The 24,774-nt window shown below is 57.9% G+C and carries 16 protein-coding genes; 5 read left to right on the top strand and 11 right to left on the bottom strand.

The genetic code is table 11. The annotated features are described in order from the left end of the window. Positions 1–492: 492 nt before the first annotated feature. The 10 genes from VXJ24_RS02895 to VXJ24_RS02850 form a co-directional block, all read right to left on the bottom strand. Positions 493–924 (bottom strand): double zinc ribbon domain-containing protein, encoded by a 432-nt coding sequence (locus VXJ24_RS02895; protein ID WP_330971413.1) that lies wholly within the window; start codon positions 922–924, stop codon positions 493–495. A gap of 214 nt (positions 925–1,138) precedes the next feature. Then, positions 1,139–2,560 carry a bifunctional folylpolyglutamate synthase/dihydrofolate synthase gene (locus tag VXJ24_RS02890; protein ID WP_330971412.1) on the bottom strand — a complete coding sequence of 474 codons (1,422 nt, stop codon included), beginning with the start codon at positions 2,558–2,560 and terminating at the stop codon, positions 1,139–1,141. Between the two features lie 39 nt (positions 2,561–2,599). Continuing rightward, a complete protein-coding gene (locus VXJ24_RS02885) occupies positions 2,600–3,904 on the bottom strand; it encodes a bifunctional folylpolyglutamate synthase/dihydrofolate synthase (RefSeq protein ID WP_330971411.1) in 1,305 nt (434 codons plus the stop codon). Continuing rightward, the gene (locus VXJ24_RS02880) at positions 3,901–4,755 is read right to left on the bottom strand and encodes an ATP-grasp domain-containing protein (RefSeq protein ID WP_330971410.1); all 855 of its coding nucleotides are present in this window, start codon (positions 4,753–4,755) and stop codon (positions 3,901–3,903) included. The genes VXJ24_RS02885 and VXJ24_RS02880 overlap by 4 nt, the downstream gene beginning before the upstream one ends. Further along, positions 4,752–6,767 carry a hypothetical protein gene (locus VXJ24_RS02875; RefSeq protein WP_330971409.1) on the bottom strand — a complete coding sequence of 672 codons (2,016 nt, stop codon included), beginning with the start codon at positions 6,765–6,767 and terminating at the stop codon, positions 4,752–4,754. The genes VXJ24_RS02880 and VXJ24_RS02875 overlap by 4 nt, the downstream gene beginning before the upstream one ends. Next, positions 6,764–7,429, bottom strand: coding sequence for a GTP cyclohydrolase I FolE (folE, locus tag VXJ24_RS02870; protein ID WP_330971408.1), 666 nt, complete (start codon positions 7,427–7,429; stop codon positions 6,764–6,766). The genes VXJ24_RS02875 and folE overlap by 4 nt, the downstream gene beginning before the upstream one ends. Further along, positions 7,426–8,283 (bottom strand): bifunctional 5,10-methylenetetrahydrofolate dehydrogenase/5,10-methenyltetrahydrofolate cyclohydrolase, encoded by an 858-nt coding sequence (locus VXJ24_RS02865; RefSeq protein ID WP_330971407.1) that lies wholly within the window; start codon positions 8,281–8,283, stop codon positions 7,426–7,428. Before VXJ24_RS02865 ends, folE begins: the two co-directional genes overlap by 4 nt. After that, a complete protein-coding gene (locus VXJ24_RS02860; RefSeq protein ID WP_330971406.1) occupies positions 8,268–8,927 on the bottom strand; it encodes a cyclodeaminase/cyclohydrolase family protein in 660 nt (219 codons plus the stop codon). Before VXJ24_RS02860 ends, VXJ24_RS02865 begins: the two co-directional genes overlap by 16 nt. 87 nt (positions 8,928–9,014) lie before the next feature. After that, positions 9,015–10,682, bottom strand: a complete 1,668-nt coding sequence (locus tag VXJ24_RS02855; RefSeq protein WP_330971405.1) for a formate--tetrahydrofolate ligase — start codon at positions 10,680–10,682, stop codon at positions 9,015–9,017. 695 nt (positions 10,683–11,377) lie between these two features. Further along, positions 11,378–14,065: a valine--tRNA ligase gene (locus VXJ24_RS02850; RefSeq protein WP_330971404.1), complete on the bottom strand. Its 2,688-nt coding sequence runs from the start codon at positions 14,063–14,065 to the stop codon at positions 11,378–11,380. A gap of 828 nt (positions 14,066–14,893) precedes the next feature. Between VXJ24_RS02850 and VXJ24_RS02845 the strand changes: the two genes are divergently transcribed. The 5 genes from VXJ24_RS02845 to VXJ24_RS02825 all read left to right on the top strand — a co-directional run bounded on the left by VXJ24_RS02845 (position 14,894) and on the right by VXJ24_RS02825 (position 20,267). Continuing rightward, the gene (locus VXJ24_RS02845) at positions 14,894–15,364 is read left to right on the top strand and encodes a LytTR family DNA-binding domain-containing protein (RefSeq protein WP_330971403.1); all 471 of its coding nucleotides are present in this window, start codon (positions 14,894–14,896) and stop codon (positions 15,362–15,364) included. Next, on the top strand, positions 15,361–15,849 hold the full coding sequence (locus VXJ24_RS02840; protein ID WP_330971402.1) for a hypothetical protein: 489 nt from the start codon (positions 15,361–15,363) through the stop codon (positions 15,847–15,849). The genes VXJ24_RS02845 and VXJ24_RS02840 overlap by 4 nt, the downstream gene beginning before the upstream one ends. 180 nt (positions 15,850–16,029) lie before the next feature. Continuing rightward, complete coding sequence (locus VXJ24_RS02835) at positions 16,030–16,812, top strand: tRNA threonylcarbamoyladenosine dehydratase (protein ID WP_330971401.1); 783 nt, start codon at positions 16,030–16,032, stop codon at positions 16,810–16,812. After that, the gene (locus VXJ24_RS02830; protein ID WP_330971400.1) at positions 16,806–17,618 is read left to right on the top strand and encodes a TatD family hydrolase; all 813 of its coding nucleotides are present in this window, start codon (positions 16,806–16,808) and stop codon (positions 17,616–17,618) included. Before VXJ24_RS02835 ends, VXJ24_RS02830 begins: the two co-directional genes overlap by 7 nt. Before the next feature lie 189 nt (positions 17,619–17,807). Continuing rightward, positions 17,808–20,267 carry a glycogen synthase gene (locus VXJ24_RS02825; protein WP_330971399.1) on the top strand — a complete coding sequence of 820 codons (2,460 nt, stop codon included), beginning with the start codon at positions 17,808–17,810 and terminating at the stop codon, positions 20,265–20,267. 124 nt (positions 20,268–20,391) lie between these two features. On the opposite strand, the gene VXJ24_RS02820 is transcribed toward VXJ24_RS02825, so the two are convergent. Further along, a complete protein-coding gene (locus tag VXJ24_RS02820; protein ID WP_330971398.1) occupies positions 20,392–24,738 on the bottom strand; it encodes a hypothetical protein in 4,347 nt (1,448 codons plus the stop codon). Positions 24,739–24,774: the final 36 nt, after the last annotated feature.

Genomic DNA, 24,774 nt, shown 5'->3' with positions numbered 1-24,774 from the left:
AATCATAGGCGGATGACGCGGAAACGGCCCCTCCCGGGGCCGTTTCAGTTCCAGATCGTTGTTTTCGCCCGCTGAGCTGGGCCTATGCCGGAATCTCTCCCACAGAAACCACCGAAGAGCCTCTTTTCTTGTGCGGAGACATGACTTCTCAGGCGTCGACGGCAGCCTGCCTTTGCTATGGCCTGGCACAGCCGGAGACCGAGCGGCAGACCTCCGCCTGCACAAGGACGAGGAGCCACGTCCCGATCCGAGCAAGATACACATGTATGTGTGTCTTGGCTTTGCAGCACCCATTCTCTTTCAGACACGCCAATCTGCTGCCGTGGACACCTTGCATGCATAGCAGTGCTCCTCGCTCAGGCAGGGGCCGCCTCGAAGCTTCTGCATCTGTACGGCACAGGCCCTCAGCAGAAGAAACGCTGTCCTCTCCCGACAAGAAAGGAGCCCCATGCCGTCCGGCACAGGGCTCCTGAAACGTTCTCGCGTGTGGTCTTACTGGATGCGCGTACGGCAGTACGGGCAGACCTTCCATTCCGCATTCAGCGGACGGTGGCAGGTCGGGCAGACGTTCCTGACCTGGGTGTTGCAGACCGGGCAGACGACGAAGTCGCGGTCGATCGGCGTGCCGCACTTCGGGCAGATGCCGTAATGGGAGAGCTGGTGCTCGCGCAGGGCGATATCGAGGTCCTGCTCCTCGCGGTCGACGAGATAGGAGCTCGGACGGAGGATCACGTAGGCAAGGAGGCCGACGATAGGAATGACCGAGATGATGGCCCAGAGCCACCAGGGCTCGGCGCCACGGCGCTGTGCATCGCGGATCACGTAAACAATCGAGAGGATATAGAGGATCACGACGCAGGCAACCATCAGGTACAGCACCATGCGTACTTCAGGGGTAATGATCTGATCGAGAAGCTCTTGCATGTGAAAGGCGCTCCTTCTGTTCTGGGACGATGCTGCATTCCTGCGCACGTTCTCTTTCGGCAATTGCAGACAAGCATACCGCTATGGACGCAGATGCCCAGGCCACAACACGGCCGCCGGTGCGTTCATGAGCCAATCTTCACAAAAAGCAGGACCTTCGTCAAGCCTTCACGCCAGACTGCGCATGTCTTGGAGGTGGATGTAAAGATACCCGCTACCTGAGCCAGGGACGATAGATGGCAGCAACCTCGCCTGCTGTCGTGATCGATCCGCAGGCGCAGAAGGACTTGCCCCTGAGCGCCTCGACCGCCTCAGGAACCGAAGGATAGATGCCTTCTGGCTCTTTGCCATGGGCGCGGAAGACCTCAGCAAGCTGGGCTGCCGGAAGGGCGCGGGGAGATGCGGTCTGCGCACAGACGACCTTCGGAAAGGCAGCAGAGAGCCTCTCCACGATGCCATCCACATCCTTGTCGGCAAGTACCGCGCAGAGAAGATACGGCCTCTTCTCACGGTCTGGCTCCACATCGGCGACAGCTGTGAGGAAGGCATCGACCGACTGCGGATTGTGGCAGGCATCGATGAGGACGACCGGCTTCGGACAGACGATATCGAAGCGTCCGGGCGTCGGCGTCGTCACGATGCCATCGTAGGCACGGTCTGGATCGAGCGCATGTCCGAGGAAGTCCTCGGCAAGGCAGACCGCACAGGCGATGTTTGCTGCCTGATAGCCCGGCTTCAAGGCGCCAAGCTCCGCAAGCGTCTGGCGCGGCGTCGTGACATCGAAGATGAGGGAGCCACCGATGCGCCCCGGCAGCTCACGGATACGGAAGCTTGCGTGGGGAAGGTCGGGATGCGCAGCGGGCACACCTTTCTCCATCTCCCCTGCCGCATCTTCGAGCCTCTCGGGCCGAAGCAGCGTCGGCACAGCCCCAGCCTGCTTTGCCTGCTTGAGGAAGACATCCTCGACGCTTGCAGGGGTCGCCGTGCCGGCGCCGAGCACGCAGGTGCGTCCCGGCTTGATGATGGCAGCCTTCTCTGCAGCGATCTTCTCGAGCGTATCGCCCAGAATCTTCATGTGGTCGAGGCCTATGCCCGTGATTGCGACCGACTCGATCGAACGGCAGGCAGACGTTGCATCCCATCTGCCGCCCATGCCGCACTCGAGAACTGCGACATCGACGCCGGCTTCCGCGAAGGCAACGAAGGCAGCGACGGTAAGAAGATCGAACTCCGTGATATCGAAGGGAGTAAGGCCTTCTGCCGCACGTGCGGCAAGGACCCGTCTGCCTGCCTCGTCTGCTGCAGCAACCGCATGGGCAAACGCCGCTTTCGAGATGGGCTTGCCGCCTATCTCCATGCGCTCGTTGTAGCTCACAAGCTCAGGCGACGTATAGAGGCCGCAGCTGAGACCTTCTGCCATAAGGAGCCCTGCTGTATAGCGTGCCGTCGAGGTCTTGCCATTCGTGCCGGCTATCTGGACGGAACGATATGCCTTGTCAGGATCATGGAGCTCTTCGAGCATCGCCGTGACCGGATCCAGGCTCGGAGAGATGCCGAAACGGAGCGCCCCCTTCAAGGTTGCAAGCGCCTCATCATATGTCGTGTCCTTCACAGCGAAGGGAAGCGTATATCCCACTGATATCTCCTCTCAAGCATGCCTGGGCATGCAGATCTCTCAATCCTGTGCAAGCACGGCTTCGGCCTCTGCAATGACAGACGTCGTGCCAAGGAGGCAGACGGGACGTCCCGTCGCACGTGCCTCCGAAAGCGCTCCAGCAACTGTCGGAGCGAAGTGCGTCTCTATCCCTTCAGCTGCAAGGCATCTTCCCTGCCTCTCCGTGAAGACGTAGTGCGGATTCTGGGAGGCCGTGAGCCAGATCTCGTCTGCCACCCCCGCCATCTCATGCACGACGCCAGCATAGTCCTTATCGTCGGGAATGCCGACGATTGCGATGAGACCAGGACCGCAGCCGAGATGGGCGAGCGCCTCTCTTGCTTCCTCAGCGCTTGCCCGGTTGATGCAGGCATCGACGACGAGCAGCGGTTCCTTCGAGACAAGCTCCATCCTGCCCGGAATCCTGAGCCTGCCCAAGGCTTCGCGCACCTTGCGCCCCGCGAGCTCATGTCCCAGAAGCGCTTCTGCAAGCGCGAGCGCCAGTGCCGCATTGCGTGCCTGGAACTCTCCCAGAAGCGGCAGCTCCACGTCTTCGAGCACCTGGCTCTGGTTCTTGAGCGTACAGATGATGCCTGCCTTGCCCCAGCGGATATCCGTGGCCTCGAAGTCCCTGCCATACTCCAGGAGCGGTACGCCGAGCGCACAGGCCCGCTGGGCAATCTGGACCATAGCTTCTTCCTCCTGTGGGCCTATGAAGGCAGCTTCGCACTCAGGCTGTATGGCATAGGCCTTGTCAGCGGCGATGGCAGAGATCGTAGGGCCAAGCTCGCGCGTATGCTCGAGGAAGATGGTATTGATTGCACAGAAGCGGTGCGGCACGTTCGTGACATCGTCGAAGCGTGCCCCCTTGCCGCACTCGAGGATGTCTGCCCCAGTGCCTTGCGTACGGAACCACGCAAGCGCTGCCGCGCACTCGATCCCTATGGGGCTCACAAACTCGCCGGGCAAGAGCTTGCCCTCGATCTTCTCTATGGCGGGCGCCACCGCCGTCACCGCTTCTGCAAGCTCACTGTCCGATATCGGCACTCCATCCACGCAGAAACGCTCGTTGAAGCGCCTGATGTGCGGGCTTGTCATGAGCCCGACACGCCGCTCTGTCTGGACAAGCGCGGCTGCCATGCGAGCAGCCGACCCCTTGCCTTTGCTGCCCGTGATGATAGCGGTATCCGCATGGGCAAGGCTCCTCAGAAGATCGCGCGTGAGCTCGGGGTGCCGCTTCTCGGAGTCAGGTGCATCGAAGGAAAGCCCAGGCGCTGCAGCCATATACGACGCATAGATGAAGTCTTCTGCTTCGTCTCTCCTCATGCAAGATCGTCCCTGATCGTACGCATCACGAGCCCTGCGACATTGACGCCGGAGACGGACTCGATCCCCTGCATGCCTGCCATCACATTGACCTCGCAGAACCAGTAGCCCGCATGGTCCACAAGAAGATCGAGCCCGAAGAAGTCGAGCCCCGTCTCTTTCCAGACATCATGCACCGCTGCACGCATGTCCCGATCGATCTCCTTCTTCTCGAGCTCAGCACCAAGCGCATAGTTCGCGCGGAATCCGTGCTCCGCCTTCCTCCTCATGGCAGCCACAGCCTCGCCGCGGATGCCGAAGACACGGATATCCTTGCCTAGGCTCTCCTCGATGCACTGCTCGAAGAGAAGCTCGCGGTCAGGTCCCACCTGCTGCTCTAGGCGCGCGAGGTCATCCTCGTCCTCGATGAGCCAGATTTCGCGTCCTTCCGAGCTCGCAAGCCCCTTTGCGACGAAAGGCACGCCGACCTCGGATGCAAGCATCTCGAAGCCGGCACAGGCATGTGCGAGCACCCAGTGCGGCATGCGGAAGGCAGAGGAGCTGATGTCTTCCACCTGTGCATGCTTGTCCACATAGCGCGCGAAGGGGGCGATGCTGTTGTAGCTCCTTGTGGCAAGCGCATTTGCTGCCGCTATGAGGTGCCCCCATTTGTAGCGGTTCACCACGAAGTCGGCAGGCGCAAGCGGCTCCCCGTGCAAGAGCAGCGTTCCATCCTCTGTCTTTCCCATGTCGGCAATGCCGGTGATGGAAAGATCCATAGCGAGGGCATGCGCCTCTTCGACAAGACGGCGGCAGGTATAGGCAGAGCCCATGTCGCTGTAGCGCTCTATCAGATAGCCAGAGAGCCTCATCTGACCTTCACCCTTTCTTCGTTGAGTGCCGCCCAGGAGATGATCGGGAAGAGGACGAGGCAGATGAGAATCTGGATGGGCAGGTCCAGATCGAGCTGGAAGACCGCAATGACCGTACCGAGAAGCGCTATGAGCTGGAGGTCCATGCTGCGTCTCAGGATATGCGACTCCTTCCGCTCGACCGTGACCACATCGTTCACGGAGTCGATGCCCAAGGCTGCGCGGGTTCCAGCAGGCAGGCTCACGCGCGCGTCATCAATGCCCTCATCCACAAGCACGCGGAGCTGAGCCTGCGCGCTGCCGAAGCGCACACAGATTCGGTCATTGTCCTCGACGCCCGCAAGCTTCATGAGGTCGGGAGAGAGGCGGGCGATGCCATTCGCATCGTCTTCGTCCTTCGCATAGGTCGAAAGGAGCCAGAGCTTGCGGGAGCCTATCCACCGGTCGAGGAAGGCATCCTCGATGCGGCCCAGGCGCCCCTTCTCCTTTGCCTTCGGCGCATCGACAAGGACAAGCTCGAGGGCCTTGTCCACGCCGAGCGCACGTTCGGCCTGGGCGAGACGCCTGAGGTCGTCGCCCGAGCAGTCCTCCCGAAGACGGCAGAACGGGTCCGAACGCGTCGTGCTCGGGCTATAGCTTCTCCTCATGAGCTCGCACGTATCCGCATCCGCACGGTCGAGAAGAAGCTCCATCTCCTCCTGCCGGATCTGATGGACTGGCAGCTGTCCGATACCGAGCAGGGTCTTGAAGTAGCGCGGCACATAGACGCTCGCCTCATGCGCCACGAGCGCATAGGGTGCATAGTCGGCGCCATGAGGGTCAATCACGAGCTGCGTATCCGATACGCGCGAGTAGAGCACGCACTCCTTCGGACGTGCGGAATCCCCCGTCTCCTTCTCGATCCACTCAGCCACATCATGAGAGACATAGACCCTGTCCACATGCTCTGCAACAGGAACGCGGACCATGCAGGCACGGGCAGGCGTCCTCTGGACAAGCACAGGCATCCCGGCTTCCGGCTCGAGGAGCCCTTGGCCAGAAGCACCTCCGAAGAGCCGCTTCGTCATGCGGTTCGGCAGGAAGATGGCAGATGAGCATGCATCTTCACCCACAGCAGAAGATGCCAGCTTTGCCTCTGCATAGGCGCTGTCAGCCATGCGCACATGGACGAGCGGGGCTTCTCCGGAAGGCCCCTGGAGGCAGAGCGTACCTGAAATGCCCTCATGAGATCCTGCACTGAGATAGCAGACATCGCGGGGCAGCTGCTCCTTTGCCTGGAAGAGGTGCATGACCTGAGGATCGGGAGCTTCCTTGTCCCAGCGTCCTGCCATGAGGCAGAAGAGCGCAAGGCCTTTTGCCAGGGCAGCGACTGCCGAAGAATCTGCCACATTCCGGAGCTGTCCGTTCACCTCGAGCTGGAGCGTGGGCACCTGGGCTCGTTCGGAGACATTCCTTCCAATCGTATGAGGACCTGCCGCCGCGAACACGCCGTCATGCACGACTGCATCGTCGAAGCGGCCGAGCTCCCCCACCGTCTGGACAAGCGAGGCATCCATCAGGTCGAGAAGGAACTTGTGTCCTAGAAGGGACGGATGCTCCTTGCCGCCTGTGCCGATATCGACACCGAAGCCGCGATCTGACGCAGCACCGTGGAGATCGAGGACGCAGGATATCCGATGCTCAAGGCAATAACGGACAAGCTCTCTCTGGTACGTGTTCTCCTCGAAGGCATCGAAGTTCGGATCGTGCCCGTCTGACCTTGCGTGGCAGAAGACATGGACGCCTGCCTCCTCATGGAGCCAGAGCGCGAGAGCTCCTGTCAGGATCTCTGCACGCTTGTCCTTTCCCTCCCGCGTCTGCGTCACCGCATGCGGCGCCGAGACCAGGATGGGGATGCTGCCCTCCTCTATGAGGAGGGCAGGTCCTCTGCCCTCATAGCTATGGCTCGAGAAGCGCTCCTCGAGAGACGAGAGGCGCTCTGCCGGGACATCTGCCATGCTTGCTTCCATCATCTGCTGCTTCTGCCAGCTCCCGCAAGCTCGCGTGCCTCGCGCCTGAGCTCGCAATCATCCGCAAGCACGCCACGCGCTGCCTCGGTCACGGTGAGGGACCCGGTGCTCTTGATGCCCCTCATGGTCATGCAGCTGTGTTCGGCAGAGAGGACGACAAGCGCACCTTCGGGGTCGAGCTCTTCCATCAGGGCATCTGCAATCTGGGCCGTCAGGCGCTCCTGCACCTGGAGGCGATGGGCATAGCCCTGGACGAGCCTCCCGAGCTTCGAGAGGCCGCAGATCCGTCCATGCTTCGGCAGATAGACGACCGCAGCTGTGCCACGGAACGGCAGGATATGGTGCTCACAGAAGGACTCGAACGGGATGTCGCGCACGACGACGAGCTCATCTGAATCAGGAGCCTCGAACTGCTTCCTCAGATGCGCCTTCGGCTCTTCCCACATGCCCGAGAGCAGCTCTTCGGTCGCCCGTGCCACGCGTGCCGGCGTCTCCTTGAGGCCTTCACGGTCAGGGTTCTCGCCTATCGCCAGCAGGAATTCGCGCACGGCATGCTCGAGGCGCTCCTCGTCGATCTCGGCAAAGCCCTGATCGTTGAGCTCGCGTCCATAGGCGTCCTTGGTGCCGGTCAGATGTGCCGGCTCGAATGTCGAAGATTCCCTCATGCCTCAGCCTTGGTCCTTTCTGCTGCCTCGATCGTGTGCTCGGCAAGAATTGCGCAGGTGACCGCGCCGACCCCTCCCGGCACCGGCGTGAGCGCACCCACAATCTCTTTCGCCTCTTCGGCGACATCGCCGACAAAGCGGCCTTCCGAGGAAAGGTAGTTCATACCGACATCGATGACAGTCTGGCCAGGACGGAAGGCATCGGCCGTGAGCATCTGGGGCCTGCCGGCACAGGCAACGACGATGTCCGCTGCACGCGTCTCTGCAAAGAGATCCTTCGTGTGGCTATGGCAGAGCGTCACAGTCGCATTGCGCCCGAGCAGGAGCGAGGCGAGAGGGCGTCCCACGACAAGCGAGCGTCCGACGACTGTGACCTTGGCTCCATCAAGTGCGGCACCATAGTGGTCGAGCATCGCGACGACCGCAGCTGCCGTGCAGGGAGCAAAGCCCACTCGGCTGCCGGAGAAGACGCCGAAGAGCGAGCCTTCCGTGATGCCATCCACATCCTTTGCAGGATCGAGCGCGGCTGCCACTGCCTTCTCGTCGAGTGTCTTCGGAAGCGGGCGGAACATGAGGCAGCCATGGATCGAGCTATCCTCATTGATGCTGCGGATTGTCGCTTCGACCTCATCCTGCGTGACATCCTCCGGCAGTGCAAAGAGCTTCGTCTCGATGCCCGCCTTGGCACAGCGCTTCTCTGCGGCATGCTGGTAGGAGATATCGTCCGGGCGCTCCCCCACACGCACGAAGGCAAGGCAGGGCTCGATGCCCGCGCCTTTAAGCTGCTCGGTCCGTGCTGCCTGCTCCTCGGTGAGCGCACGGGCAACCGGTGCCCCTCTCAGCTCCTCTGCCATCTGATTCCTCTTTCCACTCTGAGATAGGCCTCATCAGCCTTGGCACAGCCATCTTCGAGCATGGCCTGGGTACGGGAGACGAGGATTTCTGCATAATCGCGGTCTTTCATTGCCTTCGCATTGATGAAGACATTGAGACAGGCTGCCTTGAGCGACGCCGAGAGCAGCGCTGCGCCTGCCCCTGCATCCGTAAGCGCCATCTTCGAACCGATCTTCGTGAGATCGTCGACGATCACGATCGCCTCGCAGATGGCCTCCATCAGATGCTCAGGCGGCTCCGATGCCTGGCGCAGCGCCTCCTCAAGGACGCGCGTGCGCTCTTCCTTCTCTTCTTCGGTATCCCTCGGCATCCTATAGGCACGGGCAAGCGGCCTGAATGCTTCGGCATCCTCTTCTGCGAGCGTGAACATGCGGCCTCTCAGCTCTTCGAGCTTCGGGAGATATTCCTCGATCTTCGGCTGCACCTCTTCATAGCGGCGCTTGTGGTGCGTGAGGTTTGCGACCATCTCGCCCAGGGCGCATCCCACCGCTGCTGCCATGGCTGCCCCTGCACCGCCGCCTGGCGTCGGCTCCTTCGAGGCAAGCGCCTCCACGAGCTCCTCGGCCGTGCAGTCGCGCATTCTCTTCTCTTCTGGTTCCGTCACGTCTCTTCCTTGTCTGCGCAGCAGCAAGGCCGAGGGTGCCTGTGCGCCCCCGGACCTCTGCTGACTATCTTCGAATCTTATGCCGCTCTAGAAGAGGCCGACGATCTTTCCGTCCGGCGTGACATCGATCTTCTCTGCTGCAGGCACCTTCGGAAGTCCCGGCATGGTCATGATGTCACCGGTAAGGGCGACGATGAAGCCGGCGCCGGCAGATACCTTCACGTTTCTGACCGTAATGCGGAAGCCAACGGGCGCCCCGAGCTTCTTGGGGTCGTCCGTGAACGAGTACTGTGTCTTTGCCATGCATACCGGAAGTCCGCCGAAGCCCTGCTCCTCGAGCTGGGCGAGCTGCTTCTGTGCCGAGGACGTATAGTCGACGCCGTCTGCATGGTAGATGCGCTTTGCGATGGCCTCGATCTTGGAAGAGATCGGCTGGTCGAGCTCGTAGGCATACTTGAGCTCGCTCGACTCGTCGCAGAGGCGCACAACCTCGTCAGCAAGCGCAACTCCGCCCTCGCCGCCCTTGGCCCAGACCTCGGAGAGCGCGACGTTGACGCCGAGCTCATGGCACTTCTGCTCGACGAAGTCGAGCTCTGCCTTCGTATCGGTCGGGAACGCATTGATTGCAACGACAGCCGGCAGGCCAAAGACATCGCGGATATTCGAGATATGGCGAAGGAGATTCGGGATGCCGCGCTCGAGCGCCTCGAGATTCTCGTGGCCAAGCTCTGCCTTCGGCACGCCGCCGTTGTACTTGAGGGCACGCACGGTCGCAACCAGCACGACGCAGGAAGGAGCGATGCCGGCAGCGCGGCACTTGATATCGAGGAACTTCTCTGCGCCGAGGTCGGCACCGAAGCCTGCCTCCGTGACAACGTAGTCGGCAAGCTTCATGGCCGTCGTCGTCGCCTCGACAGAGTTGCAGCCGTGGGCAATGTTTGCAAACGGACCTCCATGCACGAAGGCCGGGTTGTTCTCGAGCGTCTGCACGAGGTTCGGCTTGATAGCGTCCTTCAGAAGCGCGCACATGGCGCCCTGAGCATGGATATCGGAGACTGTGACCGGACGTCTGTCATACGTGTAGGCAATGACCATGCGGCCAAGGCGCTCTTTGAGATCCATCAGATCCGATGCCATGCAGAAGGCAGCCATGACCTCAGAGGCAACGGTGATATCGAAGCCATCCTGGCGAGGCATGCCATTGCCGACGCCGCCAAGACCATCGACGATGCTCCTGAGCTGGCGGTCATTCATATCGACACAGCGCTTCCAGACGATGCGGCGCGGGTCGATGCCGAGAGCGTTGCCCTGCTTGATGTGGTTGTCGAGCATGGCAGCACAGAGGTTGTTCGCAGCGCCGATAGCATGGAAGTCGCCCGTGAAGTGGAGGTTGATGTCCTCCATCGGCACGACCTGGGCATAGCCGCCGCCGGCAGCGCCGCCCTTGATACCGAAGACGGGTCCGAGGGATGGCTCGCGCAGGCACAGGAGTGCATTCTTGCCACGACGGCAGAGAGCATCCTCGAGGCCGACCGAGGTCGTCGTCTTGCCCTCGCCCGCAGGCGTCGGGTTGATGGCCGTCACGAGAATGAGCTTCGCCTTCTTGGGAAGGTCCTTCAGGGCATGGATGTCGACCTTTGCCTTGTAGCGTCCATAGAGTTCTAGCTGGTCTTCCGAGAGGCCGGCACGCTTTGCGACCTCGGTGACAGGAAGCATCGTTGCTTCCTGTGCAATCTCGATATCTGACTTTGCCATCTTGGCTTCCTTTCGCTTCTTGGCTCCTGCCAATGGTTACCGGGTTTCACGGGGCGATCTGACCATGCTTCCATTGTGTACCTCAAAGCCCACTGCTGCACCCTCAATCCTGATATATGGCAGTTGTGTGCGCCCATATCGGTTCTTCATGCACATCCATAGCCAAAGCCTATGGACCTGATGCAGCCGAAAGGCACCTGGCATGCCTTCAAGCTTCCCTGCTGGCGTGATGCAGCCATGCATGCCATCCTGCTGCCCCTTGAAACGAATGCCAAGATGGAGGCCTGGATTGTCAAGGCGGCACCTGAGCCATACGCTCCAGGGCAGCCTGCAGAAGGCCTGTGGGCTTGGCCTGTCCGAGGATGGGATTGCTGCGCTGCGGCATGCAGCTGCGCGGGGGCCGGCGACAGAGCGGCTGCTGCTGTCAGCTTCCGACAGCGGTTGTAAAAGAGATGCACCGACAATGCCTCACTGTCTTGCAGCAGACAAGCGGCGCCGGTGTAGGCTGACAGCATCAGGAACGGCCATCTTGCAGCAGGGATGGAGATCTTGATCCGGCCGCACCATACGCTTCCGCGCTTGCAGAAGCCGAAAGGTTGCCGGGCTCTTTGCCCTGGCCGCCGCACGCCCTGAGCACACGAAGAAGGCCGCACCTCACGGCACGGCCTTCCTGGCTAGACGATATGTTCCAGCTGCTACTCGAAGTCGGCAATCTGGGCCTTGAGCTGCTCTACCGTAGCGGTGAGCTCTGCTTTCTGGGACTGCTTCTTCTCGATGACCTCAGGCGCTGCCTTGGCAACGAATCCTGCATTGCCGAGCGTGCGCTCGACGGAAGCAAGATCCTTCTCTGCCTTGGCAAGCTCCTTCTTGAGGCGCTTCGCCTCGGCATCGAGATCGACGAGGCCACCCAGGGCGACGAAGATCTCGAGCGAGCCATCAGCCACGGAGACAGAGCCCGCAGGCTTCGTCTGCTCGGCACCAAGCGCCAGCTGGTCGACACGGCCGACGCTCGTGATGAAGTCACGCTGGGACTCGAGCACGGCAGCATCTTCCGGCGTGGACTTCACGGCCACGTCGAGTTCTGCCTTCGGAGACAGGCGGTAGCGGGCACGGGTGGAGCGCACGACGGAGATGACGCGCTTTGCGAGATCGAAGTCATGCTCTGCGCGCTCGTTCACGAACTGTGCAAGCTCGTCGGGCTCAGGCCACTTGGCGACCATCAGGAACTTGGCGCTGTGGTCATCGAGGCCGGATGCCGGCAGGGCATCCCAGACGCTCTCTGTCACGAACGGCATGACCGGGTGCAGGAGCCTCATCGAGACATCGAGGACATACACGAGGTTGCGCTGGACCTGCAGCTTCTCCTCGGGCGTGCCATCAAGCAGGCGGCCCTTGCAGAGCTCGATGTACCAGTCGCAGACCTCACCCCAGAAGAAGCTCTGGAGATTCCTGGCGTAGTCGCCGAAGTTGTAGGTCTCGAGCTGCTCGGTAGCCTCTGCAACCTCCTTGGCAAGGCGGGAAAGCATCCAGGCATCCTCTGCCGTCTCTGCCTTCGGGGCGCCCGGCGTATAGCCGTCGAGGTTCATCTGCACGAAGCGGGAAGCATTCCAGATCTTCGTGACAAAGGAGCGTGCCTGCTCGGTACGCGGCGAGTCGATGAGCTTTCGCGTCTTCTTGTCGATGTTGGCATCGAACTTGACGTCCTGGTTCGTCGTGATGAGCGTCAGAAGGTTGAAGCGCATAGCGTCAGCGCCGTACTTCTCGATGAGGTCCATCGGGTCCACGCCGTTGCCCTTGGACTTGGACATGCGGCTGCCATCCTTGGCAAGGATCGTGGCGTAGATGTAGACGTCGTGGAACGGAACCTCGTCCGTGAAGTAGAGCGAGCTCATGATCATGCGGGCAACCCAGAGGGCAATGATGTCGCGGGCGGTCACGAGGACCTTGGTCGGGTGATGCCCCTCCATCTCCTCCGGATGGTCAGGCCAGCCCTGTGTCGCGAAGGTCCAGAGCTGAGAGGAGAACCAGGTGTCGAGGACATCCTCGTCCTGATGGATGTTCTTGCTTCCACACTTCGGGCACACCTCGGGGTCCTCCATGAGGGCGTCTTCCCAGCCGCAGTCGTCGCAGTGGAAGACCGGAATCCTGTGGCCCCACCAGAGCTGGCGGGAGATGCACCAATCCTTGAGGTTGTCCATCCAGGTAAGGTAGGTCTGCGTCCAGCGGGCAGGATGGAACTTGACTTCCCCATCGCGCACGACCTCAGCTGCACGCTCCTTGAGCTTGTCCACAGCCACGAACCACTGCTCAGAGAGCCAGGGCTCGAGCGCGGTGCCACAGCGGTAGCAGTGCATGACAGAGTGGCTGAGCTCCTCGATGTGATCGAGCAGGCCGTGCTCATCGAACCAGTTGACGATAGCGGTACGGGCCTCATCGCGGTCCATGCCGGAGAACTCGCCGTAGCCATCCACAACGTGTGCCGTCTCATCGAAGATGTTGATCTGCGGCAGGTTGTGCGTCTGGCCCATGGCATAGTCATTCGGGTCATGTGCAGGCGTGACTTTCACGAAGCCAGTGCCGTAGTTTGCATCGACGTGCCAGTCGGAGAAGATCGGAATCTCGCGGTTCACGATAGGAAGCATCACGGTCTTGCCGACAAGCTTCTGCTTCTCGGGGTCCTGCGGAGACACGGCAACGCCCGTATCGCCGAGCATCGTCTCAGGACGGGTCGTTGCGACCGTGATGTACTCGATGCCATCCACCGGCTCGGTCAGCGGATAGCGGAGGTACCACAGATGGCCCTTCTCGTCCTTGTACTCTGCCTCGTCGTCGGAGATGGCGGTACGGCAGGAGGGGCACCAGTTCACGATGCGCTTGCCGCGATAGATGAGTCCATCGTGGTACCAGTCGCAGAAGACCTTGCGCACGGCACGGGAGAACTCGGGGCTCATCGTGAACTTCTCATCGGAGAAGTCGATGGAGCAGCCCATACGCTTGATCTGGCTGACGATGGTTCCGCCGTACTCATGCGTCCAGTCCCAGCAGGCCTCGATGAACTTCTCGCGGCCCATCTGAAGGCGGTTCTTGCCCTCGGACTTGAGCTTCTTGTCCACCTTGGTCTGGGTGGCGATACCAGCATGGTCGGTGCCCAGGATCCACCTGGTGGAGCGGCCCCTCATGCGGCTGTAGCGGATGAACGTATCCTGGATGGAGTCATCCATTGCATGGCCCATGTGCAGGATTCCCGTCACGTTGGGAGGCGGGATAACGACGGTGCAGTCGCCTACGCCCTTGCTTCTCTGGTAGCAGCCTGCATCCATCCACTGCTGGATGAGCTGAGGCTCATGCTCTTGGGGATCGTAGGTCTTCGGCATCTCTTTCACAGCAACGTACCTTCCGACAGGTCCCGTCCGACCGCGTTGGCACTCGTGTATTGAGCGCGCGCCTCGTTCGGGACTGGCTTTCCCTCATGCCAGATATCTGTCCGGCATGGACCTCTTACGATACCACGATGAGGTTAGAGCAGGCAGACGCTTGAGGATGTTGCTTCAAGGGCCCACACGTGCCGGCAGCAGGAACATGCAGGCAGCAGAAGATGCCGAAACGAAAGGAGGCGGAGCCCTGAGAGCTCCGTCTCCCATTCAGCACCTATAGCGCGAGCGCTAGCGATCCTGCCTCCTGCGCGGCGGCGCCTGTCGCCTCCTGCTCCGTCCCTGTGCCTGCATGTGGACGTGGATGCGGTGCTATCCTCTGCAAGCGCCTTCCCCGGCACAGCAGCGAGGCTCGCCAGAGGGCCACCGCTGCGGCCATCGCACCTCCAGCATGCCTCTCAATCCTGCTTGCATGCCCCTGAGCCTCGCCGTCATCGACCATCAGCTTCCGTACGAATGCATAATCCCTTCGTACCGATGTAGACTTCTGAAACAAAGGTTTCTTGATATGCCAGAATCTCATCCGAATAGTTACATAATATTCAGTAACTTGCATGTCTCATCTTTCACAGACCCTGCGCCCAGCAGAACCATCTCAATATGTGCTTCAGCAGCAGCCTCCTGCCTGAGCGTTCGGCCAGCACCAATCGCCTGCTGCTGGCAGAATCTCAAGAAGGGCATTGCATCTCGCTCCCCTCTTCGTGCATCTCGGCTGCAGCCGGCAGAGAGCTTATCGTCCATCCCGTAAGCTGTAGCCAGAAGGAGAAGGAGGCGCACATCATGAAGCTCAAGCTCATCACGAACCCGACACTATCCGAGCCCGAAGTCACCATCGCCTCTGCTCCGAAGGACAAGGAGGCAGAGCGCATCGCGCAGGCACTGCAGGGCATAGGAAATACGCTATTTGCCTATCGGGAGAGATCAGGCACCTCGAAGGAGCGTGTTGCCATATCCGATATCTGCTCCCTCGAGGCAGCAGACGAGGAGACCCTGCTCCATATGGCAGATGGCCGGACGCTCTTTGCAGCACAGCGGCTCTCTGCCCTCGAAGGAGAGCTGCCAAACAGATCGTTCGTCCGCATCTCGCGGCAGAGCATCGCTAACCTCGACCGGGCACGCACGATCCGTCCCGAGTTCGGCAGCCGCCTCGTGCTTGGCCTTGCAGATGGCACAGAGGTCCTGGTGACCAGAAGCCACGTGGCAGAGGTGAAGGAACGTATCGGCATCCCCCAGAAAGGAGACCGGAGATGAGCAGCACCAACACAAACAAGACCTACGGCGTCTTTGCAGGAGAGCTCCACGAGCACGCAGGAGCCGCTATCGCAATGGGCGTCTTCGTGGGCTCCAGCTGGGCCGTGGCAGCAGTCATTGCCTGCTCCCTTGCCATGCTTGTGGAAGGCACAGCCATAGCAGATCTCCGCTGGATCTTGAGCATCGTTTTCGGCATGCTGGCAGGAGGCATCCTCCAGCAGCTCTGGTTCAATTTCAGGCCAGCGCTGCATATGAGCTACGGCGGACGGATTGCAGGCTTCGGCATCTCATACTTCCTGGTCCTTGCGCTCTGTGCCCTTCTCGGCTCCTGGCTGCCCGATGGAATGCCTGCGGCCTGGGCAGGCTTTGCCGGGCTCTACCTCATCACGCTTGCCATCCTCACGCTCACATTCACCTACGCCTTCCGCAAGCGCAGCGCCGAGTATCAGGACCTGCTCGACCGCTTCCATGGGAAGAGCGAATAGCTGCAAAGACCTTGAGGCAACTGCCCACACGGACACAAGCAAGCACCTCATACGGGCCTCCTTTCCTTACGGAGGGGAGGCCTTATCTCATTCCACTCGATACGCAACATGTCGTGCATCTCACCGATGCGGTAGCATGTGAGTTCATCCGATACAGACTCATGCAAGGAGCGCTTCACCATGCCCGAAAATGCCACTGCCGAAACGCCGTTCGACCGCCTGAAGCTTGTCCTCGGCGAGGAGCGCCTGAAGCGCCTCCAGGATGCGACGGTCATGGTCCTGGGGCTGGGCGGTGTCGGCTCGAACTGCACGGAAGCCCTTGCCCGAGGCGGCGTAGGACATCTCATCCTGATCGACCGCGATACAGTGGCACCTTCCAACATCAACCGCCAGGCCATTGCCTTCCACTCCACAATCGGCCTTCCCAAGTGTCAGGTCATGGAGAAGATGGTCCTGGACATCAATCCCAGCTGCCAGGTAGAGACCCTTCAGGCCTTCATCCCGAAAGACGGACTCGGAGAAATGCTTTCCCAGTTCCCCCGCCCCGATTACCTCATCGATGCGATAGACACCGTCTCGCAAAAGCTTGCCCTTGCCAAATGGTGCCAGGACGAGAGGATTCCGCTCTTAAGCTCCATGGGAGGTGCCAACAAGCTCGATCCGAGCAGGCTTGCCTTCTCCAAGATCGAGAAGACCTCAGGAGACCGTCTTGCGAAGGCCATGCGCAAGAATTGCCGGAAACGCGGCATCAAGGGACTTGAGGTCCTCTACTCGACAGAGAAGGGAAATGGCCCCAAGCCTCCGAAGACCGAGGATGGAAAGAGGCCTGACAAGGGCCTGACGCTGGGGACCATGAGCTACATGCCGCCCATCATGGGACAGATGATTGCCGGCAAGGTCATCTGCCGCTTGGCAGGCTTCGAGCCCATGCCCTACTCAGGCGAGGAAGACCTGCAATGCTAGGCGGAGACAATAGCGCCGATAAGCCAATCAGGCACTACGACATGCACTGCCATGTCGACTTCCAGGAAGACCCTCAAGGCTTCCTTGACGCGGCAGATGGGCTTGGCCTCTCCTTCCTTTCCTGCACGGTCACACCTGTGGGATATCAGGAAGCAAAGAGCTGGAGCGGCAAGGATAACGTGGCTCTTGGCCTTGGTGCCCATCCCTGGTGGGTAGCAGATGGCAGGGTGGATGAGGAAGCTCTCCAGGAGCTTCTATCCCTTGCGCCAGATGCTCCCCTCATCGGCGAGATAGGCATCGATCTCTCACGCAAGCATGTCGACCTTGCATCCAAAGATTACCAGGCAGATGCTTTCAGACGCATTGCTGAAGCCTCTGCCAAGGCTGGTGGCAAAGTGCTCTCGATCCATTCCGTGAAGTCGGCAGACCTCGTGCTCGACATCCTCGAGGACGCTGGCTGCACGCCAGAAGCATCAGGCTCCCTTCCCATCCTCCACTGGTTCTCAGGCTCTACACCCGAACTCTGGCGGGCAATAAAGCTCGGCTGCTTCTTCAGTGTCGGCGAGCCCTTCCTCCATACCCGCCATGCGAAGGAATATCTGAAGCTCATCCCTCATGAGAAGCTCCTTCTCGAGACGGACTATCCTCCTGAGCATGCAGATTTCAAGCCCGAAGAATACGAGCGTTCCCTTTCCGCGGCAACAGAGCTCATTGCCGCGTCCTGGACTGCTCCGCTCGATGAAGCTGCTGAATTCCTCGCAGCAACGAGCAGCAAGATCTTCGACCGTACCAAGGACAGAGACTGATCGAGCCAGTCTTTCCTGCTGCATCGAAGCTGCATTCATCAGCTGCTGCACTGCCGGATGCCTAAGAAGCTTTCCTTTCACCTGCCGCAAGACCTCATATCCTTGCAAGGCGTTATCATTGAAGCAAACGCCTGCTCATCTATGCAGCAGCTGTCTTCAGTGAGCGTTTTCCCAAGGAGGAGAAGGAACATGGCAACGAGAAAGTCAGGGAGCTCCAAGCCACGCAGCACATCCACGAGGTCGAGGTCTTCCCGCTCTGCAGCAAAGCCTAAGGCTCAGAAGGAGGCAAAGGGGACCAAGACGACGAAGCCTGCTGCAACACCAGCAGCAAAGGCTGAGCCTGCTCCGAAGGCCACAGAGCCTATAAAGAAGGCAGCGGCTGCCGCAGCACCTGCACCTGCAGCAAAGCCTGCAGCTGAAGCGAAGAAGCCCGAGCCGAAGAAGGAGCCTGCCACCAAGGCAGCAGCTCCGAAGGCAGAGGCTCCTAAGGCTGCTGCACCCAAGGCAGATCCCAAGCCTGCCGCAAAGACAGCTGCGAAGGCAGAAGCACCTGCTGCCAAGAAGTCTGAGCCAGAAGCAAAGGCCACGCCTGCCCCCAAGGCAGCACCGGCTGCAAAGCCTGCTGCAAAGGCCGCTCCGAAGGCAGAAGAGCCGAAGGCTGCTCCGGCCGCCAAGGCAGAGCCCAAGGCAGCTGCCCCTGCAGCAAAGCCTGAGCCGAAGCCGGCTGCTGAAGAGAAGAAGCCTGCACCCAAGGCAGAGGCTCCGAAGGGGGAGCCGAAGGCAGCGGCCAAGGCCGAGCCTGCAGCAAAGCCTGCGCCTGCAAAGAAAGAAGAGCCTGCCAAGAAGGCAGAGGCTCCGAAGGCTGCACCTGCCGCTAAGAAAGAACTCACCTCGAAGGCAGAAGCTGCGCCTGCAGCCAAGCCAGCCGTGAAGGAAGAAGCACCTGCAAAGCCCGCCCCGAAGCCCGCCGCCGCCAAGGCCGAACCCGAACCGAAGAAGGCAGCAGAGCCCGAGAAGGCTGAGAAGCCGGCAGAGAAGCCTGCCAAGGCAGAAGCGAAGCCTGAAGAGCCGAAGACAGCTCCTGTACCAGCCGCAAAGGAAGAGACTGCTCCTGAGCCTGCCAAGGAAAAGCCCAAAGCAGAGGAGGCTCCGGCTCCTGAGCCCGAGCCTGAACCTGAACCGCTCCCCCAGCCGAGGCGCTCGATCGCCTTCATCGGCTCCGAGTGCTATCCCTTCGTCAAGACTGGCGGACTCGGCGATGTCATGTATGCCCTGCCGAAGGCTCTCGTGAAGCAGAACTGCGACGTGAAGGTCATCCTGCCGCGCTATGCCTGCATCAAGCAGGATTGGCAGGAGAAGATGGTCTACAAGGGCGCTTTCCAGATGGATCTCTGCTCTGACGGCAGGCAGTTCTATGTCGGCATCATGGAGTACGTCTCCCCTGACGGCGTGGTCTATGACTTCATCGACAACCAGGACTTCTTCACGAACGGCAACCCCTACACGAACCTCGTGGATGACATCCCGCGCTACTGCTACTTCGACAAGGCAGCGCTCTCGACGCTTCTCTTCCTCGACTGGATTCCTGACATCATCCATTGCCATGACTGGCAGGCAGCGCTTGTGCCGGTCTATCTGCGCACGCTCTTCCAGAACACGGAGCTTGCACGCTCGAAGACCATGATCACAATCCACAACCTGCGCTTCCAGGGCAAGTACAACATCCCGACCATCAAGTACTGGTCTGGACTCCCTGACTATGTCTTCAACAAGGATGTCATGCAGGAGGACTGGACCGAGGCCAACATGCTCAAGGGCGGCCTCACCTACGCCGATATGATTACGACGGTCTCCGGCACCTATGCAGGAGAGATCCAGACGCCGGAATACGGCGAGGGCCTCGATGCCCATCTGCGCTACCACTCCGGCAAGCTCCGCGGCATCGTGAACGGCATCGACTACGACATCTGGAACCCTGCAATGGACAAGCTGCTCGATACTCCTTATGACACGAAGAATGTGCTTGAAGCCAAGAAGGAGAACAAGAAGGCACTCCAGGAAGAGCTTGGCCTCGAGCAGGACGAGGGCAAGATGGTCATCGGCCTCATCTCCCGTCTCACATCGCAGAAGGGTCTTGACCTCGTCACGACCGTCATGGAGCAGCTCATCGACGGCAACACCCAGGTCGTCGTCCTCGGCACTGGCGAGCCCCAGTACGAGGAGTCCTTCCGCTGGTTCGAGAATGCCCACAAGGGCACCGTCTGCTCGAGCATCATGTATGACGAGGCACGCTCGCACCACATCTATGCTGGTGCCGACGCCCTCCTCGTTCCTTCCCGCTTCGAGCCCTGCGGCCTTACCCAGCTCATCGCTATGCACTATGGCACGATTCCGGTAGTCCGCGAGACCGGTGGTCTCAAGGACACGGTCGAGCCGTACAACATGTTCGAAGACTCCGGCAACGGCTTCACATTCGACCGTTATGAGCCAGGCCTCCTGCTTGACGCAATCAACCGTGCCAAGACGCTCTACTTCACGAGCCGCGAATCCTGGGACAAGATGGTCGTGCGCGACATGGAGAAGGATGTCTCCTGGAGCAGATCAGCATCCCAGTACCGCGACCTCTATCTCCAGCTGACGCAGTACTAAGCAGCACATACATCTAGAACGTCAATGGGCGGACACCACTCGGTGCCCGCCCATTTCTTCGTTCAAACTGCTAGTCAAAAGCAAAGCAGGCCGGACTTTGCATCCGGCCTGCTCAGCATCTCAGCTATGCCTCGCCATTGTGGCGTCTCCTGCGGATCCACGCGAGCGCAAAGAGCACAAGGACCGCGCCTCCCGCCGCAATCAGTCCGTCGAATCCAGACGCACCGGAAAGCGGCATCGCAGTTACCGAAGTGCGGTGATAAGTCGTACTTCTCTTGCCATAGTCCTCCTGCTTGCCGACCTTGTCGATTGTCGCGGTGTTGGTGTAATCAGTCGTCTGGGTCACCGGATCCTTGCGGACCACGGGGATGGTGATTGTAACTGTTCCATTAGATGGAAGCTTGCTTACATCGAACTCGAGCTTGTTTCCGTCAACCTGGTAGGAGACAGAAGACTGACTGCCTATCTTGGTTCCCGCCTTGATTCCAAGCGAATCGGACTCTACCGACATGACCGAAGGATCATCAAGCGACAAGCCGTCGGGCAGCTGATCAGTCACATGCACATCTCTCACATTCGGCAATGAGGTATCAGTAGCCTTGTTCGTTATCGTGAGCGTATAGGTAAGCTGCTTGTTAGCGTCGTTACCAATCTCTGCGGGATGGTCTTGTGTACCGGACTTGGGATCGCAGGTCTTTTCGATGCCGACATTTGCAGCCAGAAGCGTAACGTTCCTATTTGCGGGCTCCGTTGTAATGGCAGCACTTGCTCCAGCAGTTGTGCCTACAAACATTCGCTTGCTTATTGATGCCTCATTTGTTTCAGTTCTGCCAGCACGGCTGGAATCAGATGTAGCTTTCATATGCACATATGCAACAAGCGTACCCTTCTGATTTAGCACGAAATCCTTGCCAGAGTCAGTCTTACGACAATCTATAGCGATTGCCTTTACCATAGAAAGGTCATCTGGAGCGGTTGTAGTCCAGATGCCGCTATCTAGAGAACGCGTCTGGTCTGTAGGAGTCACCGTCGTATAGTAAACGACAGGCTTGCATGTATCAGTCGTATTCGAATCGTCCGCATCGTAAGTGACCTTCGAGTCTATTGACGAGATATCAACGCTCTCAAAGCTGCCTATGGCATTCTTCTGCTCGGAGCTAAACGTATCATATAGAACAATATTGTCGGTGCGGGTATTGCTATCGGCCTTGTAGTGAAGACGGTCTATGTACTCATCGCCAATATAGGCAGTCCCGCTCTGTTCGTAATAAGCCTCATTTTCTGTTTCTACTTGATCATCGAATCCAGACTCAAGTGCAGTTACATTACCAAAATCAACCCTGGTTGTTGCTGCCGCAGCCTTCTGCTTATCCGTCCAAGCCTTGTGGACAATGTCTTTGTAATAATCCCAATCAGCGAAAGCCTCGTTCACATCTGAATCAAAGATATCTGACTTAGACGTGTCAATAAATACTGCGCTACCTGTAGCAATACCTCCACGATCATCGATATTGGTATACGTATCATGCAATTTATAAACAAGCCTGATAGTATTCCGTGAACCTACACTCTCAATAGAATTGATTATCTGATCAGGGATATGTACTCGGACCATAAGCATAGTCCGCCCTGTCCCTTCCCAGTTTGACACCTGCTTGACTTCTCGATCGGCTACAGGATTGACAAAAGCACGTACATCATTCCAACCCCGATATAAATTGCCAGGTAGTCCGGCTAGAACTTCATCATCCTTCACATAAGTACCAGCAGGAAGCAATACATAGAAAACACCTTCCGATGGGATGTAGTTCCTCAGATACTTAAGGTTGGCATACTTTTTAGTCTGGCTATTATTGCCATCTACATTGGTTTCTATATATGCATCCAGCTGAGTTGCGGTCACACGTTCGCTATTCGCACTATTGTCGATAACGTAATCGTTGTCCACACGCAAACCCGCACTCGAAGAAATCGCAGAGAATTGATAGCTTACTAAATGCCAATAGTTTCCAACTGCATTCTCTACAGAGTTCTCTGTGTTGCCTTCGACGGACTGTGTGCCAGATGCAAAACCGCCTATCACGCTATCGAGTCCAGCATCTATATCCTTCTGTATGCGGCTAGCTAGCGTTGCACTCGGATGTATGGTAATCGAATAGTGTATATTTACATCTGAAGCATAAAACGGGCTATTTACCTGCTTAGCTTCAATTTCCACTGCATCTGTTGGAAACGCGACACGGTTTTTACTGTTTACGTCGCTAACAACTGTACCGTCATTTGCGTTCGTAAATGTATATGACGAATCCCCGTCTCGAACAATCTGTCCGTATTTTACGAACTCAGAGTCACCAGCCTTACGTATCCAGATTTCTATAGGTTGGTATTTGTCATATGAAGTCGAACTGCTAGGATCACGTTGCCATCCAATCTCATTTATATACGCACCATCATACTCATCGTCCGTTATATAGAATGAATCAAGGCTGTAGTCCTCATCGCTCAGCTCTTGCGGATTGAGACTATTTATTGTATCGATTCCGGGCTTTTTTCCATAGTATTGAGTACTTGCCCTATCTGATGAAAATGCATAATACTTGCCGTCAGTTAAATCAAAACTTGTTGAACTCTTGTATGTACTATCAGCAGCGTTCCAAGTCGACTTTTCGTCGTAATCATAGGAATGAAGCTCGAAATCAGGAAGAGTTACCTCGAGCCCTTGTGCCAGGAAAGACTGCGCTGAATCAACTGTATAGCCCAGAGAGCGTGAATCCTCCCTTGCTTTTCCCATTGCTTTCAAGCCTCCGCCTGCAGGAAGCGCCTTAACAGACAAATCTCCAGTCGGCTTCACCTCTGTAGTTACGGTATGTCCATCTTGCCAAGTATCAGTAATAGTCAAACCGTTGCTGACACTAATGCCGTCATTTGTCATATCTGTACCGTTCTTCACGGCATCAGAAATCTTTGTCATCGGATAACGATATAGAAGTGCATATATTTGCGTGTTATATACTGAATTGGTTCCAAGATATGCATCATAAATATAGTTCTCGCTAAAATCTCCACCTTTTGTTGGAGAGTTGCCAATACCAGTCCACAGTTGGTTCAACAAATTCGGATTATTAGCAATATCGGTGTACTGTGGATCTATTGAGATATGAGTACTGAAATCATATCGGTTCCCACCTGCATACTTTTTAACACCGACAAGTTCTCCACCGTCAGCGTCATCCGGATTAACGCTAAGCATGTATTTATATGGCATAGTTGAGGCGCCAGCGCGCTGGTAAGTCACATACCACACAATATAGAAGTACTTATCGGAATCCGCGGGTTTCGTGCCCCATGAATTGTTCCAGGTGAAATAAATTCCCTTATTGTTGTCCTGAGTTGCATGCGTCAGTGTGACCTTAGCCGGATTCACTTTTGTCAATATCTTTACGCTAAGCTCAGTGCTTGCAACCTCGGAGCTATTAACGCTGCATACGACAGGGTACGCAGCTTGATAGACTCCTTTATCATTCCCATCAGCTTGAACCACCGACTTCACATCAAGCATTGTTGGGCGATATCTGTAATCAACATTTACATCCAGCTCTGTTGCGCCTGTGATGTCTTTATAGTTCTGCATCACATAGTACTTTACCTGCTGGCCATCAACTTCTTTGGTTTCTTCTGCATAGTTGAAATCCGTAACGCTATTTGTACTCGGAGCCTCTGGAATCATCCAATCAATTTGATCCAATCTGGTCGCTCCGTATTGCGCATCGCTGCAAGCAGCCAGCAAGGGATCATCTGTGTCTAGCCCCCGGTAAAACCCGACAGGCAATTCAATTTTTACAGATCCCTTCTTATAGATAGTCTTCGAATCACCTGCCAGTTTTAGATAAATCTTCATGGTTGATTTATGCAGAGTATTCGTATTTGGCGTACAACTGTAATCTCTCTGAGTTGTTACATCACTTGCACTGTAGTCACTATTCGTATAGCATGTCTCAGAATCAGCTGCATTTGTCCAATATGCTTTGAAAGTGCTTTTGTCTTCAGTTTCATTAGCGCTTGCTTCGTTGGATGCAGCTACGGCAGGATTGCTCTTATTAAAGTCATTTGCAGTAGCGGTGCTTGCGGAATCGGATGTATCAGTCGTGCCTGCTGATTCATTGTTATTAGATGAAGCAACAGCCGATGTCCCGTTATCGTTTGTATCGGTGGTGCCATCCGCTTTCTGCGCTCTAGCTGAATCCATCTCGGATGTATTGCTACCCGAACCTGAATCACTTGAGCCCTTTTGGTCTGCCATCGAAGAAGTTGTGTCCTGTGACTTCTCAGAGCCCTGCTCCTGCACCACCGCAGCGTCAGATGTCCCATTGACAGCCTCTGCAACGCCATCGAGTGGCGTCGCGATTAATGTCATGGCGACAGTCAGAAGCACGGTGAGCACCTTTGCCCAGAAGCCATCTCTCTTGAACATGTTCAAACCCTCCGAACCGATCCTGCAATCAAAGCC

The sequence above is a fragment of the Olsenella kribbiana genome, assembly GCF_036408795.1.
GTDB lineage: Bacteria > Actinomycetota > Coriobacteriia > Coriobacteriales > Atopobiaceae > Olsenella_L > Olsenella_L kribbiana.
Note: the sequence above shows the minus strand (reverse complement) of the source record. Positions and strands in the feature narration are given on the sequence as shown.

Bases quoted from the DNA above. Each gene is read 5' to 3' on its own strand.
- VXJ24_RS02855 (WP_330971405.1), bottom strand. From the start codon at position 10,682: ATGGCAAAGTCAGATATCGAGATTGCACAGGAAGCAACGATGCTTCCT.
- VXJ24_RS02845 (WP_330971403.1), top strand. From the start codon at position 14,894: ATGAAGCTCAAGCTCATCACGAACCCGACACTATCCGAGCCCGAAGTC.
- VXJ24_RS02820 (WP_330971398.1), bottom strand. From the start codon at position 24,738: ATGTTCAAGAGAGATGGCTTCTGGGCAAAGGTGCTCACCGTGCTTCTG.
- VXJ24_RS02840 (WP_330971402.1), top strand. From the start codon at position 15,361: ATGAGCAGCACCAACACAAACAAGACCTACGGCGTCTTTGCAGGAGAG.
- folE (WP_330971408.1), bottom strand. From the start codon at position 7,429: ATGAGGGAATCTTCGACATTCGAGCCGGCACATCTGACCGGCACCAAG.
- VXJ24_RS02830 (WP_330971400.1), top strand. From the start codon at position 16,806: ATGCTAGGCGGAGACAATAGCGCCGATAAGCCAATCAGGCACTACGAC.
- VXJ24_RS02885 (WP_330971411.1), bottom strand. From the start codon at position 3,904: ATGAGGAGAGACGAAGCAGAAGACTTCATCTATGCGTCGTATATGGCT.
- VXJ24_RS02825 (WP_330971399.1), top strand. From the start codon at position 17,808: ATGGCAACGAGAAAGTCAGGGAGCTCCAAGCCACGCAGCACATCCACG.
- VXJ24_RS02835 (WP_330971401.1), top strand. From the start codon at position 16,030: ATGCCCGAAAATGCCACTGCCGAAACGCCGTTCGACCGCCTGAAGCTT.
- VXJ24_RS02875 (WP_330971409.1), bottom strand. From the start codon at position 6,767: ATGATGGAAGCAAGCATGGCAGATGTCCCGGCAGAGCGCCTCTCGTCT.
- VXJ24_RS02895 (WP_330971413.1), bottom strand. From the start codon at position 924: ATGCAAGAGCTTCTCGATCAGATCATTACCCCTGAAGTACGCATGGTG.
- VXJ24_RS02865 (WP_330971407.1), bottom strand. From the start codon at position 8,283: ATGGCAGAGGAGCTGAGAGGGGCACCGGTTGCCCGTGCGCTCACCGAG.
- VXJ24_RS02880 (WP_330971410.1), bottom strand. From the start codon at position 4,755: ATGAGGCTCTCTGGCTATCTGATAGAGCGCTACAGCGACATGGGCTCT.